The sequence below is a fragment of the Micromonospora sp. WMMB482 genome, assembly GCF_019038635.1.
Classification (GTDB): Bacteria; Actinomycetota; Actinomycetes; order Mycobacteriales; family Micromonosporaceae; genus Micromonospora; species Micromonospora marina.
Window position 1 is genome coordinate 3045264 of record NZ_JAHOPD010000020.1, and the last position, 16579, is coordinate 3061842.

10 protein-coding genes are annotated in these 16579 nt (G+C 72.6%); 9 read left to right on the top strand and 1 reads right to left on the bottom strand.

Features of this window, described 5'->3' with window-relative positions; translation table 11 throughout:
- Window positions 1-125 precede the first annotated feature (125 nt).
- From KSK32_RS15450 to KSK32_RS15490, 9 genes are all read left to right on the top strand, one after another.
- Entirely contained in the window at window positions 126-4934 is a 4809-nt protein-coding gene (locus KSK32_RS15450; protein WP_216931850.1) for an AMP-binding protein, read from the top strand.
- The gene (locus tag KSK32_RS15455; protein ID WP_216931851.1) at window positions 4931-6124 is read left to right on the top strand and encodes an MFS transporter; all 1194 of its coding nucleotides are present in this window, start codon (window positions 4931-4933) and stop codon (window positions 6122-6124) included. The genes KSK32_RS15450 and KSK32_RS15455 overlap by 4 nt, the downstream gene beginning before the upstream one ends.
- A 5-nt stretch (window positions 6125-6129) precedes the next feature.
- Window positions 6130-6390: an acyl carrier protein gene (locus KSK32_RS15460; RefSeq protein ID WP_254187069.1), complete on the top strand. Its 261-nt coding sequence runs from the start codon at window positions 6130-6132 to the stop codon at window positions 6388-6390.
- The gene (locus KSK32_RS15465) at window positions 6387-8132 is read left to right on the top strand and encodes a condensation domain-containing protein (protein WP_216931853.1); all 1746 of its coding nucleotides are present in this window, start codon (window positions 6387-6389) and stop codon (window positions 8130-8132) included. The genes KSK32_RS15460 and KSK32_RS15465 overlap by 4 nt, the downstream gene beginning before the upstream one ends.
- Window positions 8129-9745, top strand: a complete 1617-nt coding sequence (locus KSK32_RS15470; protein WP_216931854.1) for an amino acid adenylation domain-containing protein — start codon at window positions 8129-8131, stop codon at window positions 9743-9745. The genes KSK32_RS15465 and KSK32_RS15470 overlap by 4 nt, the downstream gene beginning before the upstream one ends.
- A complete protein-coding gene (locus tag KSK32_RS15475; protein ID WP_216931855.1) occupies window positions 9742-10521 on the top strand; it encodes a thioesterase II family protein in 780 nt (259 codons plus the stop codon). The genes KSK32_RS15470 and KSK32_RS15475 overlap by 4 nt, the downstream gene beginning before the upstream one ends.
- On the top strand, window positions 10505-11746 hold the full coding sequence (locus KSK32_RS15480) for a cytochrome P450 (RefSeq protein ID WP_289256613.1): 1242 nt from the start codon (window positions 10505-10507) through the stop codon (window positions 11744-11746). Before KSK32_RS15475 ends, KSK32_RS15480 begins: the two co-directional genes overlap by 17 nt.
- Before the next feature lie 213 nt (window positions 11747-11959).
- A complete protein-coding gene (locus KSK32_RS15485) occupies window positions 11960-13024 on the top strand; it encodes a phenylalanine--tRNA ligase subunit alpha (RefSeq protein ID WP_216931856.1) in 1065 nt (354 codons plus the stop codon).
- Window positions 13025-13033: 9 nt separating this feature from the next.
- The gene (locus KSK32_RS15490; RefSeq protein ID WP_216931857.1) at window positions 13034-15088 is read left to right on the top strand and encodes a phenylalanine--tRNA ligase subunit beta; all 2055 of its coding nucleotides are present in this window, start codon (window positions 13034-13036) and stop codon (window positions 15086-15088) included.
- A gap of 861 nt (window positions 15089-15949) precedes the next feature.
- Here KSK32_RS15490 and KSK32_RS15495 read toward each other — a convergent pair.
- On the bottom strand, window positions 15950-16189 hold the full coding sequence (locus KSK32_RS15495; protein WP_216931858.1) for a hypothetical protein: 240 nt from the start codon (window positions 16187-16189) through the stop codon (window positions 15950-15952).
- Window positions 16190-16579 lie beyond the last annotated feature (390 nt).

Sequence of the window (16579 nt, forward strand, 5' to 3'; positions counted from 1 at the left end):
CCCGTTCGCGCCTTCGCCGCGCCCGGGCGCGGCCGACCATCCGATAGCAGGACAGAACGGCAGGCCGGGAACGCTCGGACCGCGTACCCGCTGTCCATCGAGAACTGGAGTGAGGTCGACTAGCGATGACCATGACCCTGTCCTCCCGGCAACGAGCCGCGCGCCACTGGTCCCGCGTACTGCCCGACGTGACGCGGGAGGAGCACTGGCCCACCGACGTAGCGCCGGCGCCGACCGAGGACGGCCGGGAAACGGACCGGTTGGTCGAAGAACGGGCCCTCGACTCCGAGGCCGCGGCCCGCCTCCTGGCCGTCACCCGGGGCGACGCCGTGCTGGTGCACACCGTCCTCACCGCCACCCTCGCGGTGTGCTTCGCCGGCCGGAGCGGTCGCCGGGACATCTGGCTGGACGTGCCCCCGGTGGTTCCGGGCGCGGCCGGGTTCGAGGCGCCGGAGGGGTCGGCGGTGCCGATGCCGGTCCTGCCGGTCCGGGTGGTGGTCGCTCCGGACGGCACCGGAGCACAGTTGCTCGCCGAGACCCGCCAGGCGCTCCTCGACGGGTACGCCGCGCAGTACGTCGATCCCGCCACGGCGGCCGAGGGCGCCGATCAGGGCGCCGGCGGATGGCTGCTGACCCACGACGAGCTGCACCACCCGGTCCGGCGCGACAGCCGGTTCGCCGGGGTGCTGCGGATCGGCGCCGGGCCGGAACCGGTGCTCACCGTGACCGGTGACGCCGGCCGCTACAGCAGCGCGTCCCTACGTCGCCTCGCCGACCAGGCCGTCGATGTCCTCACTGCGCTGGCGACCAACCCCGACCAGCCGCTGTCCCGCATCCCGCGTTGGCGACCGGCCGACCTGCGGGCCGCCGAGGCCGCCGCCACCGGCCCCTCGGCGGACCCGACGGAGCCGGTGGAGCACCTGTTCGGGCCGGCCGACTCCGACCGGCCGGCCGTCGTGGCCGAGGACGGGACGCTCACCCACACCGAACTGGACCGGCGGTCCCGCGCGGTGGCACGCGGGTTGAGTCGTCGCCTGTCCCCGGGGCCGGACGGCCGGATGCCCGTCGTCGGGCTGCTCACCGGATCGAGCATGGCCACCGCAGTGGGCGCTTACGCCGCGCTGCGGGCCGGCCTGCCGTACGTGGTGGTCCCGCCCGGCCACGTGGAGGACTGGGCGTTGCTCCGTGAGCGTGGAGTGGCCCTCGTCGTGACGGCCGGCCGGGCACCGGACGTCCCGTCGGACATCGGCGCGGCGACCCTCGACGAGCTGGCCGAGACGTCCGGCGCCGACCCGGAGCCGGTGGCACCGGAGAACCCGGCCTACCTGATCTTCACGTCCGGCTCCACGGGTGCGGCCAAGGCCGTGGTGGTGACCCGGGCGAACCTGGCCGCCTCCAACCACGCCCGCCGGCTGGTCTACGGCACCGAGCCGCCCGATTTCCTGCTGCTGTCCCCGCTGCACTTCGACAGCTCGGTAGCCGGCCTGTTCTGGACTCTGAGCTGCGGTGGCACCCTGCACATCGCGCCGGAGGACACCCTCGGCGATCCCGCGCGCCTGGCCGGGTACATCGCCCGGCACGGCGTCACCGCCACGCTCGGGCTGCCGCGCGTGCTGGACGGCATCGCCTGTGCCTCCGTCGGCGGCGAGCTGCGCACCCTGCGAGTCGTGGTGGGGGCCGGGGAGACCTTCCCCGCCGGCCTGGCCGTCCATCTCAGGGAGGCGGCCCCGGAGGCCCGGGTCGTGAACGAGTACGGTCCGAGCGAGGCCACGGTGTGGGCCACCTGGCACGACGTCACCGGCGACGAGACCGACGTGCCGATCGGGCGTCCCGTCCCCGGGATGCGGGTGCACGTGGTGGACGGATGGGGCGCGCCGGTGCCGCCCGGCGTGCCCGGGCAGATCGCCGTCGGTGGCCCCCAGGTGTGCCTGGGATATGCCGGGAACGCTGAGCTGACCGCGGCCCGGTTCGTGCCCGACCGCCTCGGCGGGGCCGACGGCGACCGGCTCTACCTCACCGGCGACGAGGGCTGGGTGGACCCGGACGGCGCGTTGCACTTCGTCGGCCGGATCGACGACGAGGTCAAGATCCGCGGTATCCGGGTGCAGTTGGCCGACGTCGCCGAGGCGTTCCGCCAGCATCCGGGCGTCAACGACACGGAGGCGCTGCTGGCCGATGGGGGGCTCGTCGTCTTCCTCGCAGGCGACCGCACGCTGGACGGGGAGGCCGTCCTGGCCGATGTCCGCCCCGTCCTGGCGGTGCACGCGGTGCCGTCCCGGGTCGTGGTGCTGCCGGAGATCCCCCGACTGAGCAACGGCAAGCGGGACCGGCGGCGGCTGCTGGAACTGGCCGAGCGGCCGGCCCCCGTGGCAGACGACTCGACGGCGCCCGAGGACGACCTCGAGCGGCACGTGGTGGCGCTGTTCCGGGAGGTGCTCGGCGCCGCTGACGTCGGGATGACCGACGACTTCTTCCGGGCCGGCGGCGACTCCATCAAGGCCGCCCTGCTCACCGCCCAACTGTCCCGTGAGCTGTCCACCTACATCTACGTGGTGGCCTTGCTGGACAACCCGACGCCCGCGTCTCTCGCCGCCTTCCTTCGGCAGGAGTACGGGCAGGCGCTCGCCGACAGCGCCGTGCAGACCGGCGGTACGACTGCTTCCGACTGCGGGGGCGGAGCCGCCGCCGAGGAAAGCGGGGGGTCCCTGGCCGACCAGGAGTCCGGGGAACGGCTGCGTCGCCTGCTCGCCGACAGCCACGACCACGGATCCGCGCCCACGCCGGCATCGAAGCTTTCCGGCCCGGTGTTCGTGCTCGGTCCGCCGCGTTCCGGGACCACCCTGCTGCGGATCATCCTCAGCGGACACCCGGCACTGTTCGCGCCGCCCGAGCTGGAACTGCTCCAGTTCGGCACCCTGACCGAAAGGGACGAGGAGCTGTCTGGTCGCTACAGCTTCAACCGCGAGGGTCTGGTCCGCGCGGTGATGGCCCTGGCGGACCTGTCCGCGCCGGAGGCCGAGGCGCTGCTAAGCCGGATGGCCGAGGAGGGCGGGACGGTCGTCGACGCGTACCGGTGGCTGACCGAGCACGCAGACGGGCGGACCCTGGTGGACAAAACCACCGCGTACGCGCTCGACCTGGCCACGTTGAGCAGGGCCGAGGAGCTTTTCGACCAGCCGCGGTACGTCCACCTGATCCGGCATCCGCAGGCGTGCGTGTCGTCCTTCCTGGAGGCGCGGCTCGACCAGACGTACCTGCGGGTCGACCACGGGTACCCCGCGGAGCAGGCCGCCGAGCTGGTCTGGCGGCTGGCCCACGAACACACCTCCGCGTTCCTCGACGGGATTGACCCGCGGCGGGTGCTGCGGGTGCACTTCGAGGAGCTGGTGGCCGACCCGGAGAGGGTCGGGCGGCGCGTCTGCGAGTTCCTGGGCATTCCGTTCACCGAGCGGATGCTCGACGTCTACGACGACCGGCAGCAGCGTATGACCGACGGTTTGCGGCCCGGCGGCCGGATGCTCGGCGACATCAAGTTCCACGAGCACCGGACGATCGACCGGTCCGCGGCCGATCGCTGGCGCGACGCGGGCGCCCGCCCGCTGCACGAGCGGACCACGGCGGTGGCCCGCGAGCTGGGGTACGGACCGGGCGGGCTGATCGTCGACACCGGTCTCACCTCCCAGCAGCGGTTCGTGTGGTTCCTGGAGTTCATGCGCCCGGGTACCGCGATGTACCACATCCCGGTTCTGCTCAGTGGCGAGTCCACGGTGGACGAAGCCGCGCTGCGGCGGGCGGTCCGGACCGTCGCCCGGCGGCACCACGCCTTCCGCTCGGTGGTGACGGCGCCGGAGGGCGAGCCCCTGATGCGGTTCGTGCCCGACCTGGCTCCGCTGGTCGAGGTCGAGGAGGTGGCCGCCGACGCGCAGCGGGAGCGGGCCGAGGAGCTCGCCGTCGAGCCGTTCGACCTGGAGCAGGAGAGCCTGATGCGGGTGCACCTGCTCCGCGACGGGGACCGGTTCACGCTGCTGATCCTGGTCCACCACCTGGTGGCCGACGCGCGCAGCGTCGGCATCATCGTCGGTGATCTGCTCGACGCGTACGAGCACTGGCGCGCCGGCCGCCCGCCGCTGCTGGCAGCCGTGGCCCGGCAGGCGTCCGACGCCGGGGCGGAGGAGACCGAACTGGACGCCGCGGCCGCCGAGGCGGTGACCGCCCGGGTCCGCCGGCGCCTGTCCGGCGCCACCTGGCCGCTGAACCTGCCGCCGGTCCGGACCGGCGACGACGCCGCGTCCGCCCGTGCCGTGGCGGTCCGACGGGGGGTCGAGCCGGCCGTCGGCGAGGCGGTCCGCCGCTACGCCGCCGACCATGGCTGTTCCGTGTACCGAGTGCTGCTGGTCGCCTTCGGGTTGACGGTGGCCGAGCTGACCGGCGCCCGGGACTTCCTGGTCGGCGCTCCGGTGCTGCGTCGCGGACCGTACGACGACCGCACGGTCGGCCTGTTCGTCAACACGGCGCTGGTGCGGCTCGACCTCACCGCGCCGGGCAGCTTCGACGACCTCGTACGCCGGAGCGAGTCGGCGGTCCGGGACGCCATCGCCGACGCGGAACTGCCGTACGAGGAGATCGTCGCGGCACTCGCCGACCTGACCGGTGGCGGCGAGAGCCTGCTCCAGGCGGCCTTCTCCGTGCAGAGCCTCGACCTGCCGCTGGACCGCGGCCCCTCGCTACGGCTGCGCCGGGAGATCATGACGCCGCAGTACGCGAAGTTCGACATCGGGGTGAGCGTCACGGACGAGGACGGTCGCTTCACCATCGCCGCCGAGTTCAACGCGGCGCGCTTCGACGACGCGAGCGCCGGCCGGTTCGTCACCGACTTCGTCGAGACCACCCGTCACCTGGTGCGGGTTCCGGCCACCGACAGGGAGGAGGCGTGATCGAATCCGCAGTCGACGTACCGGCCCGTTCCCGCAGGGTGACCGGGCTGCTGCTGACGATCAGCGCGACCGACGCGGTGGCCACCGGGGTCATCCTGCCGACCCTGCCGTTCCTCGCCCTCGATCTGGGGGTCGGCCCGGTGGCCATCGGGGCGCTGATCGCCGCCTCGGCCGTCATGCAGTTGGTGATGGGACCGGTCTGGGGCGGTCTCGCGGATCGGTTCGACAGCCGGCGGCTGCTGATCATCGCACCGCTCATCGCCGCCGCGGGGCACCTGCTGCTCGCGTTGGCGCAGAACTACCAGATGATGGTCGCCGCCCGTGTGCTCACCGGTGCCGGCGCGGCCGTGCCGGTGCTGTTGCAGGCCCGGATCGTTGCCGAGACCACCGACCGGGACCGGACGGCCATGGTCGGTCGCGTCACCGCGGTGCAGGGCGCGGGGACCATCCTCGGGCCCGCGCTCGGCGCCCTGGTGGTCCGGTACGGCATCGGCGCCGTCGGCATGACCGCGGCGTTGGCCGCGTTGCTGGTCGCGCTGCTCGCCAGCCGCCTGCCGGCGCGGGAGCTGGCCCGCTCGACCCCGCGCCGGTCGGTGCTCGGCGCGCTCCGGTCGCTGCTGGGCAGCCGCCGGTTGCGGCCACTGGTGGTCATCGCGTTGCTCGGCTGGCTCTGCTTCACCGCATACGCCACCGCGCTGCCGCTCTTCCTCAACCAGGAGTTCCGGCTCTCCTCCACCACCTACGGCGGGCTGATCGCGATCAGCGGCATGGTGGCCCTCCTGGTCCGCGGGGTGCTGCTGGGCTGGCTGGTGAAGCGGCTGGGAGAACCGGCGCTGATGGTGGTGGGCGCGGGTCTCCTGGCGGCCTCGATGGCGCTGGTGCCTCTGTTGCCGACCGTCTGGCTGACCCCGCTCCTGCCGCTGACGTACGCGATCGGCGCCGGTCTGCTCTTCCCCTGCCAGGTGGCCCGGGTCAGCAGCAACGCGCCGGAGGGCACCGCCGGGCTGGCTCTCGGGGGTAACGCCACGGTCGCGGGCCTGGGCACCGTGCTCGGGCCGCTGGCGGCGGGCGCGCTGTTCACCGCGCTGGCCGGCGGCGCCTTCCTGCTCGGGGCCGCCGTCCTGGTCGTCGTCGCGACCATCGCCGTGGTCACCGAGTACCTGCCACAGAGAGGGGTGAAGACGGTATGACCAACATGACCGATATCGACGATCTCATCGCCCGGCACGCCGTCGGCCGGTTCGACGACGACACGACGCTCGCAGCGGCCGGGATCGGCTCCCTGACCATCCTCCGGATGGCGGTCGAGGCGGCGCCGGACGACGGGACGGAGATCGACGCGAGCCGCCTGGCCGACGTGCACACCGTGGGGAACCTTCGGGTCTGGCTGCGGGATCTGCTGCGGCCCGACCCGGTGCCGACCCCTGCGACGTCCAACGGAAAGGAGATCTCGTGAGCGCCCCGACGTCACACCTGCTGCCGCTGACCGAGTCGCAGAAGTCACTGCTCGTGGCCAGTGAACTCGCCCCGGTGGCCCACCTCTACAACACGGTCACCACGTTCGAGCTGGATTCGGCCCGGACCGACGACGAGATCAGGCGCGCGCTGGCCGCCGTCGTCGCCGCCCAGCCGACGCTGCGTACCGTGCTGGTGGACGACCCCACGCCACACGCGACGCTCACCGAGCCGCCGGCGCCCGAGGAGGTGCCGTTCGACACGGCCGACGGCGAGACCGTGGAGGAGATCGTACGGCGGCTCGGGGAGTTGCCCTTCGACCTGCGGGGTGGTCGGCTGTACCACTTCCGGCTGGTGCGCTCGGCCGGGCGGTCCACGCTCGTCGCCGCCGTACACCATGTGGTGTTCGACGGCTACTCCATCCGTCCGCTGATGGACGACCTGGCGGCGGCGCTCGACGGCGCGGACGTGGCCGGGCGGCGCGCCGCCCGCGAGGAGACGTACGCCCGGGAGTTGGCCCTGCACCGCCGCACCGCGGACGATCCGGCCACCCGCGACACGGCGCGACGGTGGGCGGAGGAGTTCGCCGGGCTGCCCGCTACCCGGCTCTGCCCGGGCCCGGCCCGGCCCACCGAGGCGAGCTTCCTCGGCCGGCACGTGCGGTGGCGGCTGGACGCCGACGAGACCGAGGAGGTGAGCGGGCTCTGCCAGCGGCTCGGCCTCTCCCCGTTCGAATTCTTCACCGGGGCCTACGCCGCGACGCTGGCCCGCCACGCGGCGGTGCCGACCGCTGTGTTCGGGGCCCCGGTGATGTCCCGGCGCACCGCGGGGGCGTACGCGCTGTGCGGATTCTTCGTCGACACGCTGCCGCTGGCCGTGCCGGTCGACTGGTCCGTGCCCGTCGACCGGTACCTCACCTCCACCGTGGCGGACGTCGTGCAGAGAACGCGTGGGCGTACCGGCATCGGCCTCAACCAGATCGTCGAACAGCTGCCTCCGGGGCGCCGGGCCTCCGGCGATCCGCTCGTCTCCTGTCTCATCGCGATGCAGGATCCGCCGCCGCCTGCCGACGGGCCGGTCCGGTCCGCCCGCGAGCACACCAACGACACGGCGAAGTTCGACTGCGGTTTCAACGTCGCGCTGGTCGGCGGCCGCTGGGAGTTCGACCTGGAATACGACCAGGCCCTGCTGCCGGCGCCAGCCGTCGAGGCCCTGGTGACCTCGCTGGACACGGCGGTGCGGCGGGCCGTGGCCGGTCCGGGCCGTCCGCTGGCGGAACTGTTCACCGATGCCGGATCCGGCGCCGGGCAGGACCAACTCGTCGACGTCACCGGGCACCTCGCCCCTGCCGGTGTGCCCGGGCGCCGCGCCAGCGACCCGGACGGGCCGCTGCTGCTGCCCGGCCAGCAGGGCGGGCTGGTCCCGCTGAACGAGACAGGTTCGGCGCCGGACCGAACGGCTGCGTCGGACCACGGGCGCACGGGCGGTGCCGAACCCGTCGCCGAGACGACGGAGGACGACCTCCAGCGGGAGATCACCGACCTGTGGCGGGAACTGCTCGACCTGCCCGAGATCGACCCGGACCGTTCCCTGCTCGAGTACGGTGCCCACTCGCTGCTGGTGTTCACCGCGTTGTCCCGGGTCCGCCGGCGCTACCAGGTCTCCGTGCCGATCATCGAGTTCTTCCGGCAGCCCACCGTGGCGGCGATGACCGACGCCGTCAGTCGGAGGCGGGCGTCGTGACCGACCGGAACGGCGGCGTGGGCTCCGGGGCGTACCGGCCGGCGCTGCTGCACGACTACTTCTTCGACACCGCCCGGCGGCGGCCGGAGGAGCCCGCGCTGGAGGTGGCCGAGGCCCGGTTGAGCTACGGCGAACTGGCCGCACTCGCGGAGGCCACCTCGGCGGCCCTGCGCGCCCTGCCCGGCTGCCCGCCCCGCCGGGTTGCCCTGCTGACCGGTCGTAATCCGGCCGCGTACGCCGGCTACCTGGGCGTGCAGCGGAGCGGGGCCGCGGTCGTGCCCCTGGACCCGGAGACCCCGGTCGGCCGCAATCGTGCCGTGGCGGAGGCGTCGGAGATCGACGTACTGGTCACGGACGGCACGGCCGGCGGACAGGCGGACGAGATCGTGTCCCGGACCGGCTGCCGCCGGCTCGACCTGACGGCGGCGGGCCAGGTCCGCGCGTCGTCCGCGGCCGAGGTCTCGCCCGGCCCACCGGTGGGGCCCGACTCGCTGGCCTACGTGCTGTTCACCTCCGGTTCGACCGGCCGGCCGAAGGGGGTGCCGATCACCCACCGCAACGTGGTGCCGTTCATCGCCCACCACCTGGGCCGGTACGACGCGGGGCCGGACAGCCGCTGGGCGCAGAGCGGCGAGCTGACCTTCGACGCGTCGGTCACCGCGATGTTCGTCGCCTGGGGAGCCGGCGGTACGCTGGTCGTGCCCCGCCGGCGGGAGTTGATGGCGCCGCGCCGGTTCCTCGCCGACAACCGCATCACCCACTGCGTGCTGGTGCCCTCGGTGGTGTCGATCGCCACGGCCCTGCGGGGCCTTCCGGCCGGCTGCCTGCCGGAGCTACGCTGCACGATCTTCGGGGCGGAACGGCTGACCCGGTCACAGGCGAGCGCCTGGCGGGCCGCGGCTCCCCACAGCCGGATCGAGAACGCGTACGGCCCGACCGAGCTGACCGTCTGCTGCACGGGTTACTTCCTGCCGGACGACGAGTCGCGGTGGCCGGTCACCTCCAACGGCAGCATGCCGATCGGCGCGGTCTACCCCCATCTGGAGAGCGTCGTGGTCAGCAGCGACGGGCGGGTGGGGCGGGAGGGTGAGCTGTGCGTCCGGGGCGTGCAGCGGTTCGCGGGCTACCTGGACGCGGCCGACAACGTCGGCCGGTTCCTGACCATCGTCGACGGACGGGCGTCGGTGCTGGGGGCGGACGAGCCGCTGACCGACCGGCACTGGTACCGCACCGGGGACCGGGTCCGCACCGAGAACGGCGAGTTGGTTTGTCTGGGCCGACTCGACGACCAGGTGAAGATCGGTGGCCACCGGGTCGAGGTGGGTGAGGTCGAGGCGGTGCTGCGGGGCCTCCCCGGGGTGACCGACGCGTTCGTCCTGCCGCTCGGCACCGGAGACGGCGTCACCGGACTGGTCGCCGCGTACACCGGCGACCCGGACGTGGCCGAGGACCTCGGCGCGCTGGTGCGGGCCGATCTGCCGGAGCACATGTGGCCGGGGCGGATCCGGTGGGTCTCCGCGCTGCCGCTGACACCGAGCGGGAAGGTGGACCGTACGGGACTGGTCTGGATCCTGACCGAGCGGGAACCGGCGACGGCGGGAGGCGACCGGTGAACACCCCGACGGACCGCGTCCTGGCCCGGATCACCGACCCGACTACGGCCACCCTGGACCTGGTGCTCTTTCCCGGCGCCGGCAACGGTCCCAGCGCCTTCAGCGGCTGGCAGCGGCTGGTACCGCCGGGCTGGCGGGTTGCCGCGGTCCGTCTTCCGGGCCGGGAGAGCCGGGCCGGCGAGCCATTCGCCCCGTCGGTGCCGGCCGCGGTCGACGAGGTGGTTCCGGCCCTCCGGGCCTGGCACCTCCCGGACGCCCCGCTGGTCTACCTCGGACACAGTATGGGCGCGTGGTTCGCGCTGGAGACCGCGCTTCGGGTGACCCCGGACCTCCTGGTGCCGGTGAACAGCGGCCCACGGGAGGGCCCGCTGGAGTACGGCGAGCCGGATGTGGACCTGCTCCGGAAGCACACCCACCAGCAGGGCATCGGGGCGGACATCGACCCGGAGCTGCTGGACGAGGTGGTCGAGGCGACGGCGGCGGTGATGCGCGGCGACACCGGCACGGGCAACGGGTACCTGCCCCCGACCGCCGTTCTGTCCTGCGACGTCGTCTCGTACCACGGGCGCGAGGACCCGGCCGCCGGAGGATCGTGGGCGCGCTACACCCGCGGTCGGACGGACGAGGTGGAGGTCGGCGGAGACCACCACTTCGTCAAACGCGCACCGGAGGAGCTGATCCGCGACCTGGAACGGCGGGTCCGGCGGCTGCCCGGCGGGGCCGGCCTGCCGGGGAACGGGACGAGGAGGGAGAACGATCGTGGCGATCAGGACTGAGCTGGGGACGGACGAGGCGCGACCAGCGGACGACGTCGACCTGAGGTCGGTGAACCTCGTCGATCCGGCGCTGTATGCCGGCGGCGACCCGTATCGGGTCTGGGCGGCGCTGCGGCGGCACGCACCCGTCTACCGGCATCCGGCGACCGAGATGCCCGCCTTCTGGGCGCTGACCCGCTACGACGACGTCAAGGAGGTCTACCGGGACCACGAGACGTACAGCTCCGCCCAGGGCATCCTGTTGCGGCCCGAGAGCGACGGCTCCGACCCGGGCGGTGGTCGTACCCTCGCGCTCACCGACCCGCCGCGCCACCGGGAGCTGCGGTCGCTGGTCGAGCGGTGGTTCGCCACCCGGGCTGTCCGCAGGCTGGCGAGCACCATGCGTCCGACGGTGCGCGACATCGTGGACCGGGCCCTCGACCAGGGCGAGTGTGACTTCGTCGCGGACATCGCGGCGCGGCTGCCGCTGTTCGTCATCTGCGGGTTGATGGGTGTGCCGAGCGCCGACCACGAGCTGATCTTCCAGCTCACCAGCCAGGCGTTCGGAGCCACCGAACCACGGGCGCGCAGCGCGGCGCACCAGGAGATTCTCCGGTACTTCGTCGCGCTCATCCAGAAGCGCCGTCGGTCGCCCTCCAACGACCTGGTCAGCGCGCTGGTGCACGGCCGGGTGGAGGGACGGCCGCTGGAAGCCGACGACATCCTGCTCAACTGCGACAACCTGCTGGTCGGCGGCACCGAGAATGTCCGGCTCGCCGCCGCCGGCGGGATGGAGGTGTTCCTTCAGCACCCGGACCAGTGGCACCGGCTGGGCGAGGAACCGCACCTGATGGCGCCGGCCGTGGAGGAGGTGCTGCGGTGGACCTCCAGTGCGACGCACATCATGCGCACGGCGACTCGGCAGGCGCGGCTGCGGGAACACACGATCGAGCCGGGCGACCGGGTGGTGCTCTGGATCCCGTCGGCCAACCGGGACGAGTCGGTGTTCGACGAGCCGGACCGGTTCGACATCGGCCGGACCCCGAACCGGCACCTCGCGCTGGGTGCCGGGCGGCACTTCTGCGTGGGGTCGGTCCTGGCCCGGGCCGAGCTGACCGTGCTGTTCACCGAACTGCGCCAGCGGGTGGCGGACGTCGAACCGGCCGGCGCGCCGGTCCGGCTCAGTTCCATCGTGGTGAACGGCCTCGAGCGGTTGCCCGTGCGGCTGCGGGCCGCCGGACGGTGACCGCACCGGTTGCAGGCGGTGGGGGGCGGTGACAGACTGTCTCGGACCGGGGCGTGACGAGACTCCCGCTGGCGAACACCGTGTGTGGGTGCCGGCCGGTGACCGGTCATCCCACCCACGCCCCCGCGCCGCCGTCCGGGTGAGCCGTCGGCACGCGCAAGGAGCATTCGGACTGACGCCGTGGTGCCCGCCACCCGGTGCTGGGGGAGAGCTGTGACTGATCCGGAGACCGGAGCGGAACTGCTGCGCCGGATCGCGGAGATCCGCGAGCGGACGTTGGCCGAGGTGGCCCGGACGGCCTCGCTGGCCGAACTGGCCGACGTGCGGCGCGAGGTGCTCGGGCGGTCGGCGCCCCTGCCGATGCTCCGTCGGGGCGTCGGCAGGCTGACGCCGGAGGATCGGCGTACCGTCGGCGCCGCCCTCCAGGAGGCGCAGCAGGAGCTGACGGCGGTGCTGGCGGCCCGTGAGGAGGAACTGCTCGACGCCGAGCCCGCGCTGCCGCGACCGATGGACGTGACGGTGCCCGGTCTGCCGGTTCCCACCGGCGGCCTGCACCCCACCACCCAACTCATGTACGACCTCAACGACGCCTTCGCCGCGCTCAACTTCGACCTGTACGAGGGACCGGAGATCAGCTCGGAGCTGTTCGAGTTCGATCACCTCAACTTCCCGGCCGACCACCCGGCCCGGGAGAGCATGGACACGTTCTGGCTGCGTGGCACCGACGGGCGGCAGGGCCCCGAGCGGCTGTGCCTGCGGCCGCACCTGACCGGGGCGAGCGTGCGCTACATGCGGGAGCACGAACCGCCGTTCCGCTTTGTCTACCCGGGGCGGGTCTACCGCAACGAAAGCACCGACGCTCGGCACGAGCGGGCGTTCTTCCAGTACGAGGTGCTGCTGGTCGACGAGGACGTCCCGCTGACCGCCGGTAAGTTCCTCGTCGACACCATCCTGGACACGGTCTTCGGGCGTCCGGTCCGGACCCGGATGCGCACCGGCTTCTTCCCCTTCGTCGAGCCCGGTTTCGAGATCGACATGGAGTGTCAGGTCTGCGCGGGCGCGGGCTGCCGCACCTGCCGCCAGGTGGGCTGGCTGGAGGTCATGCCCGGGGGCAGCCCGCATCCGAACGTGCTGCGCGCGGGCGGGCTGGATCCGGACCGGTGGACCGGCTTCTACGTCAACGTCGGTCTCGACCGCCTGGTGATGATGCGCTACGGCATCAACGACGTCCGCCTGATGCATGGGGCCGACCTGCGGTTCCTGCAACAGTTCGCTTAGGAGGCGCAGATGCGGATCTCTCTGGAGTGGCTCTCCGACCACGTCCGGCTCCCTGCCGACGCCACGCCCCGCGAGCTGGCCCATGAGCTGACCCTGCGGACCGTCGAGGTGGAGGACGTCCTGACGATTGACGGCGACGTGATCTTCGAGATCGACAACAAGTCGCTGACCAACCGACCGGACCTGTGGAGCCACCACGGGATCGCTCGGGAGTTCGCCGCGATCTACCGGCTGCCGCTGACGCCGTCGGTCACCGCACCCAGGCCACCGACGGTGACCGGGTTGGTCGACCGGATCGATCCGGCGCTGTGCCGACGGCTGGCCGTGGTGGAGTTTACCGTCGAGCCCGGCACGCCCACCCCGGGGTGGATCCGGGAACGCCTGGCGCGCCTCGGAGTGTCCAGCGGTGGTCTCCTCGTCGACCTGAGCAACTACGTGATGTTCACGGTCGGGCAGCCCACCCACGTGCACGACGCCGACCGGACGGTACTGCCGCTGTCGGCCACGCTGAGCCCGGACGACACACGGCTGGAACTGCTCGACGGCCGGGAGACGGAGTTGCCCGGCCCGGTCCCCCTGATCCGGGACGCCACCGGGCCCGTCGCGGTCGCCGGGGTGCTGGGCGGCGCCCGCACCGCGGTACGCCCCGACAGCCGCCGCTTTCTCCTGGAGGCGGCCACCTTCCGGCCCGCTCCGGTCCGGCGGGTGAGCCAGCGTTCCGGGCTGCGTACCGAAGCCTCGGTCCGGTTCGAGAAGGCGCTGGACACCCAACGGGTCGACCAGGCGGTGTACCTGTTCCTGCACCTGCTGCGAGAGGCGGCGCCGACGGCCTCGGTGACCGCGATGCAGGACGTCGACCCGGCGCCGACCACCGGCCGTGCCATCCCGGTCAGCCGCGCGTTCCTCGACCGGCGGATCGGCCAACGCATCGACGACGGCGAGCTGAGCGGCACTCTGCAGGCGCTCGGTTTCACGGTGCGCCTGGACGGCGAGACCCTGGAGGCGACCGCGCCGACCTGGCGCTCGACGGGAGACGTGGCACTACCGCACGACGTGCTCGAGGAGGTGGCCCGGATCCACGGCTACGACCGGCTGCCGATCGAGCGGATCCCGATCCGGCTGCAACCGGTCCGGGCGTTGCACCGCCGGCCGGTTGAGCGCGCGGTCAGCGAGGTGCTCGCCACCCGGGCCAATCTCCGTGAGGTGCTCACCTACCCGTGGACCTCGCACGCTCTGCTCGGCGCCACCGGTCATCCGTTGGATCGCACCGTACGGATCGAGGGCGCTCCCGCCCCGGACCGGGACTCGCTACGCCCGTCGCTGATCCCGAACCTGCTGGAGGCGGTGGCGGTCAACCTGCCGGCCACCACCCCCTTCGGCATCTTCGAGGTGGGCACCGTTTTCCCCGGGGGCGAGCCGACGGCCTACCACGGCACCTACGAGACCATGCCGCCAACGCTGAAGCAGCTCGGCGTCGTGCTCGCCGGGACGGACGGCGAAGAGCTGTTCCGGCGGCTGAAGGGTGTGCTGGAGATGCTGCGTCGCCACGCCCACCTGACGGACCTGTCGCTGAACGGCGACCCCGACGTGGCCTGGGCGGACCCGTCGGCCCGGCTGGCGCTGTTCAGCGCCGGCCGGCCGGTCGGGGCGCTCGGGCTGCTGACTCCACGGGCCCGCCGCCTGGCCGGGCTGGGAACCAGCCAGGTGGCCTGCGCCGAGGTGGACCTGTCCGGGTTGGCCGTACACGCGTCCCGGGACAACCGGTTCACCGCCGTACCGGACCTACCCGAGGCGGAGTTCGACCTGTCGGTGCTGGTCGACGACGACGTGTCATGGGCTCGGGTCGAAGCGGTCGCGCGCAAGGCCGACGAGCTGGTCCGAGCCGTGTCCTACGTGGGCACCTACCGCGGCACCTGGGTGCCGCAGGGACAACGTTCGCTGTCCCTGCGCATCACGCTACGCCCGCAGGACCGCACCCTCACGGCCGACACCATCGGGGCCGTGCGCGGGCGCGTCATCGATCTGCTCGGCGCGGAGTTGAAGGCATACCTGCGTCAAGCATGACGACCGCCGCCCGCCAACGTAGTCGGACGGGCGCGGGCCCTGTTGGGAAGGGCCGACCGGGGTGCGGTCCCCACCCGGAGTGTCGATCGGCCAGGCTCTTGCATCGCCGGGACTTTCGTCAACCACCCGCGCGTACCCACCAGCCGGTCAGTGGCAACAGACACAACTCTTCCCATCGTCGAGGACACCGACGGGAGCATGGAACGCCGACCCTGAGATCTCGCTGAAGAGCCCTCCCGCTCGTCGACCTCAGCAAGCCACTCCGCATGCTGCCCTCGCCGCCCGGCGGCGGTGGCCCCCGCCCCTGGCTCGGCACCATCGAAAACTGCACACCCGACCGGCCCAGCGCGGCAGAACGCGGCAACGGCGAGACGACCCGCAGCCACTGCACCGCAGGTTTCGCCACCAGCTACTGGATCACCTACCGCACCCTCGCCGACCGCGACGCCGCCGAGGCCCGATACCAGGCCCAGGCCACGAGCGCATCGGCCCTCGCCGCTGGCACGACCCCACAAACCCGGCGAGGCACCGGTCGGCCCCTCGATGGCCAGCGCTGCTACGGCGTCTCCCAGCGTAGCGGCACACCGTGTTCCGGTCTGCGCGCCACCGAGGCGGTCGACGCCGCCCGTACTGCGGGCACGAGCGGTCGACCTCAACCGCGAACGATCTGCACCATGTCCTGCAACGTCGTCCGTCCGTGCACCCTGACCTCCATGGCAGTCTGGTCGACCCGGCCCCACAGCCACGGCCCGTCGACCAAGGTACGACCGTCTCCCGGCACCCACCACCTGCCACGTGGGCGTGACCCGGAGGCGCGAGGTTTCCTGCCGCAGGACCGGATGGTGCGAATCCTTCGTGTGCTCAGCCGTCGGTGTTGGCTATCTCTTCGCGGAGGCGGCGCTGCTCGGCCTTGCTGAGCGAGCTGCCGTCGGTGACGTGTAGCGCCCATGGTGTTGGACAGGGGCCCTCGTGGGCGGTGTCCGGGCACAGAGTTTCGACCAGACGATCGGTCAAGGCATCGACCTCGCTGGCTGAGGCGATCACCGGGATGGTGATCCGCCATAGCTGGGCCTGGCCGTCATCGCTCTCGGGAATGGTCATTCGCGGAATCTCCAACTGTCGGCGTAGGCCGGCGCCGGCTTAGCAAGCCGGCGCCGGCCTCATGCAAGCCCGGGTCAGTCTAGGAGCAAGCGATTACGGCCCGCATCCGCACAAGCTGCCATAGGTACCCCGCCAAACCGGGCCGTGGAACGCGAGACCCCAGGTCCCCACCGGGGCATGAGACGAACTCGTTGTCGAGCGCCGTGGGCCGGGCCGCACGCCATCGCAGGCACTGGCAATCGTTCGCGAGTATGGCCACACCCACAGCAACGTGAAAGAGGGTGAGATCAGCGTCAAAGAGGCAGCTGAGCAGCTCGGCATCGCCGCAGACGCCATCTACAACTGGCTGCGCCTGGGCAAGCCCCAGCCATCCGCCATTCGGGCCGATGG

Bases quoted from the DNA above. Each gene is read 5' to 3' on its own strand.
- KSK32_RS15450 (WP_216931850.1), top strand. From the start codon at position 126: ATGACCATGACCCTGTCCTCCCGGCAACGAGCCGCGCGCCACTGGTCC.
- KSK32_RS15460 (WP_254187069.1), top strand. From the start codon at position 6,130: ATGACCGATATCGACGATCTCATCGCCCGGCACGCCGTCGGCCGGTTC.
- KSK32_RS15490 (WP_216931857.1), top strand. From the start codon at position 13,034: ATGCGGATCTCTCTGGAGTGGCTCTCCGACCACGTCCGGCTCCCTGCC.
- KSK32_RS15495 (WP_216931858.1), bottom strand. From the start codon at position 16,189: ATGACCATTCCCGAGAGCGATGACGGCCAGGCCCAGCTATGGCGGATC.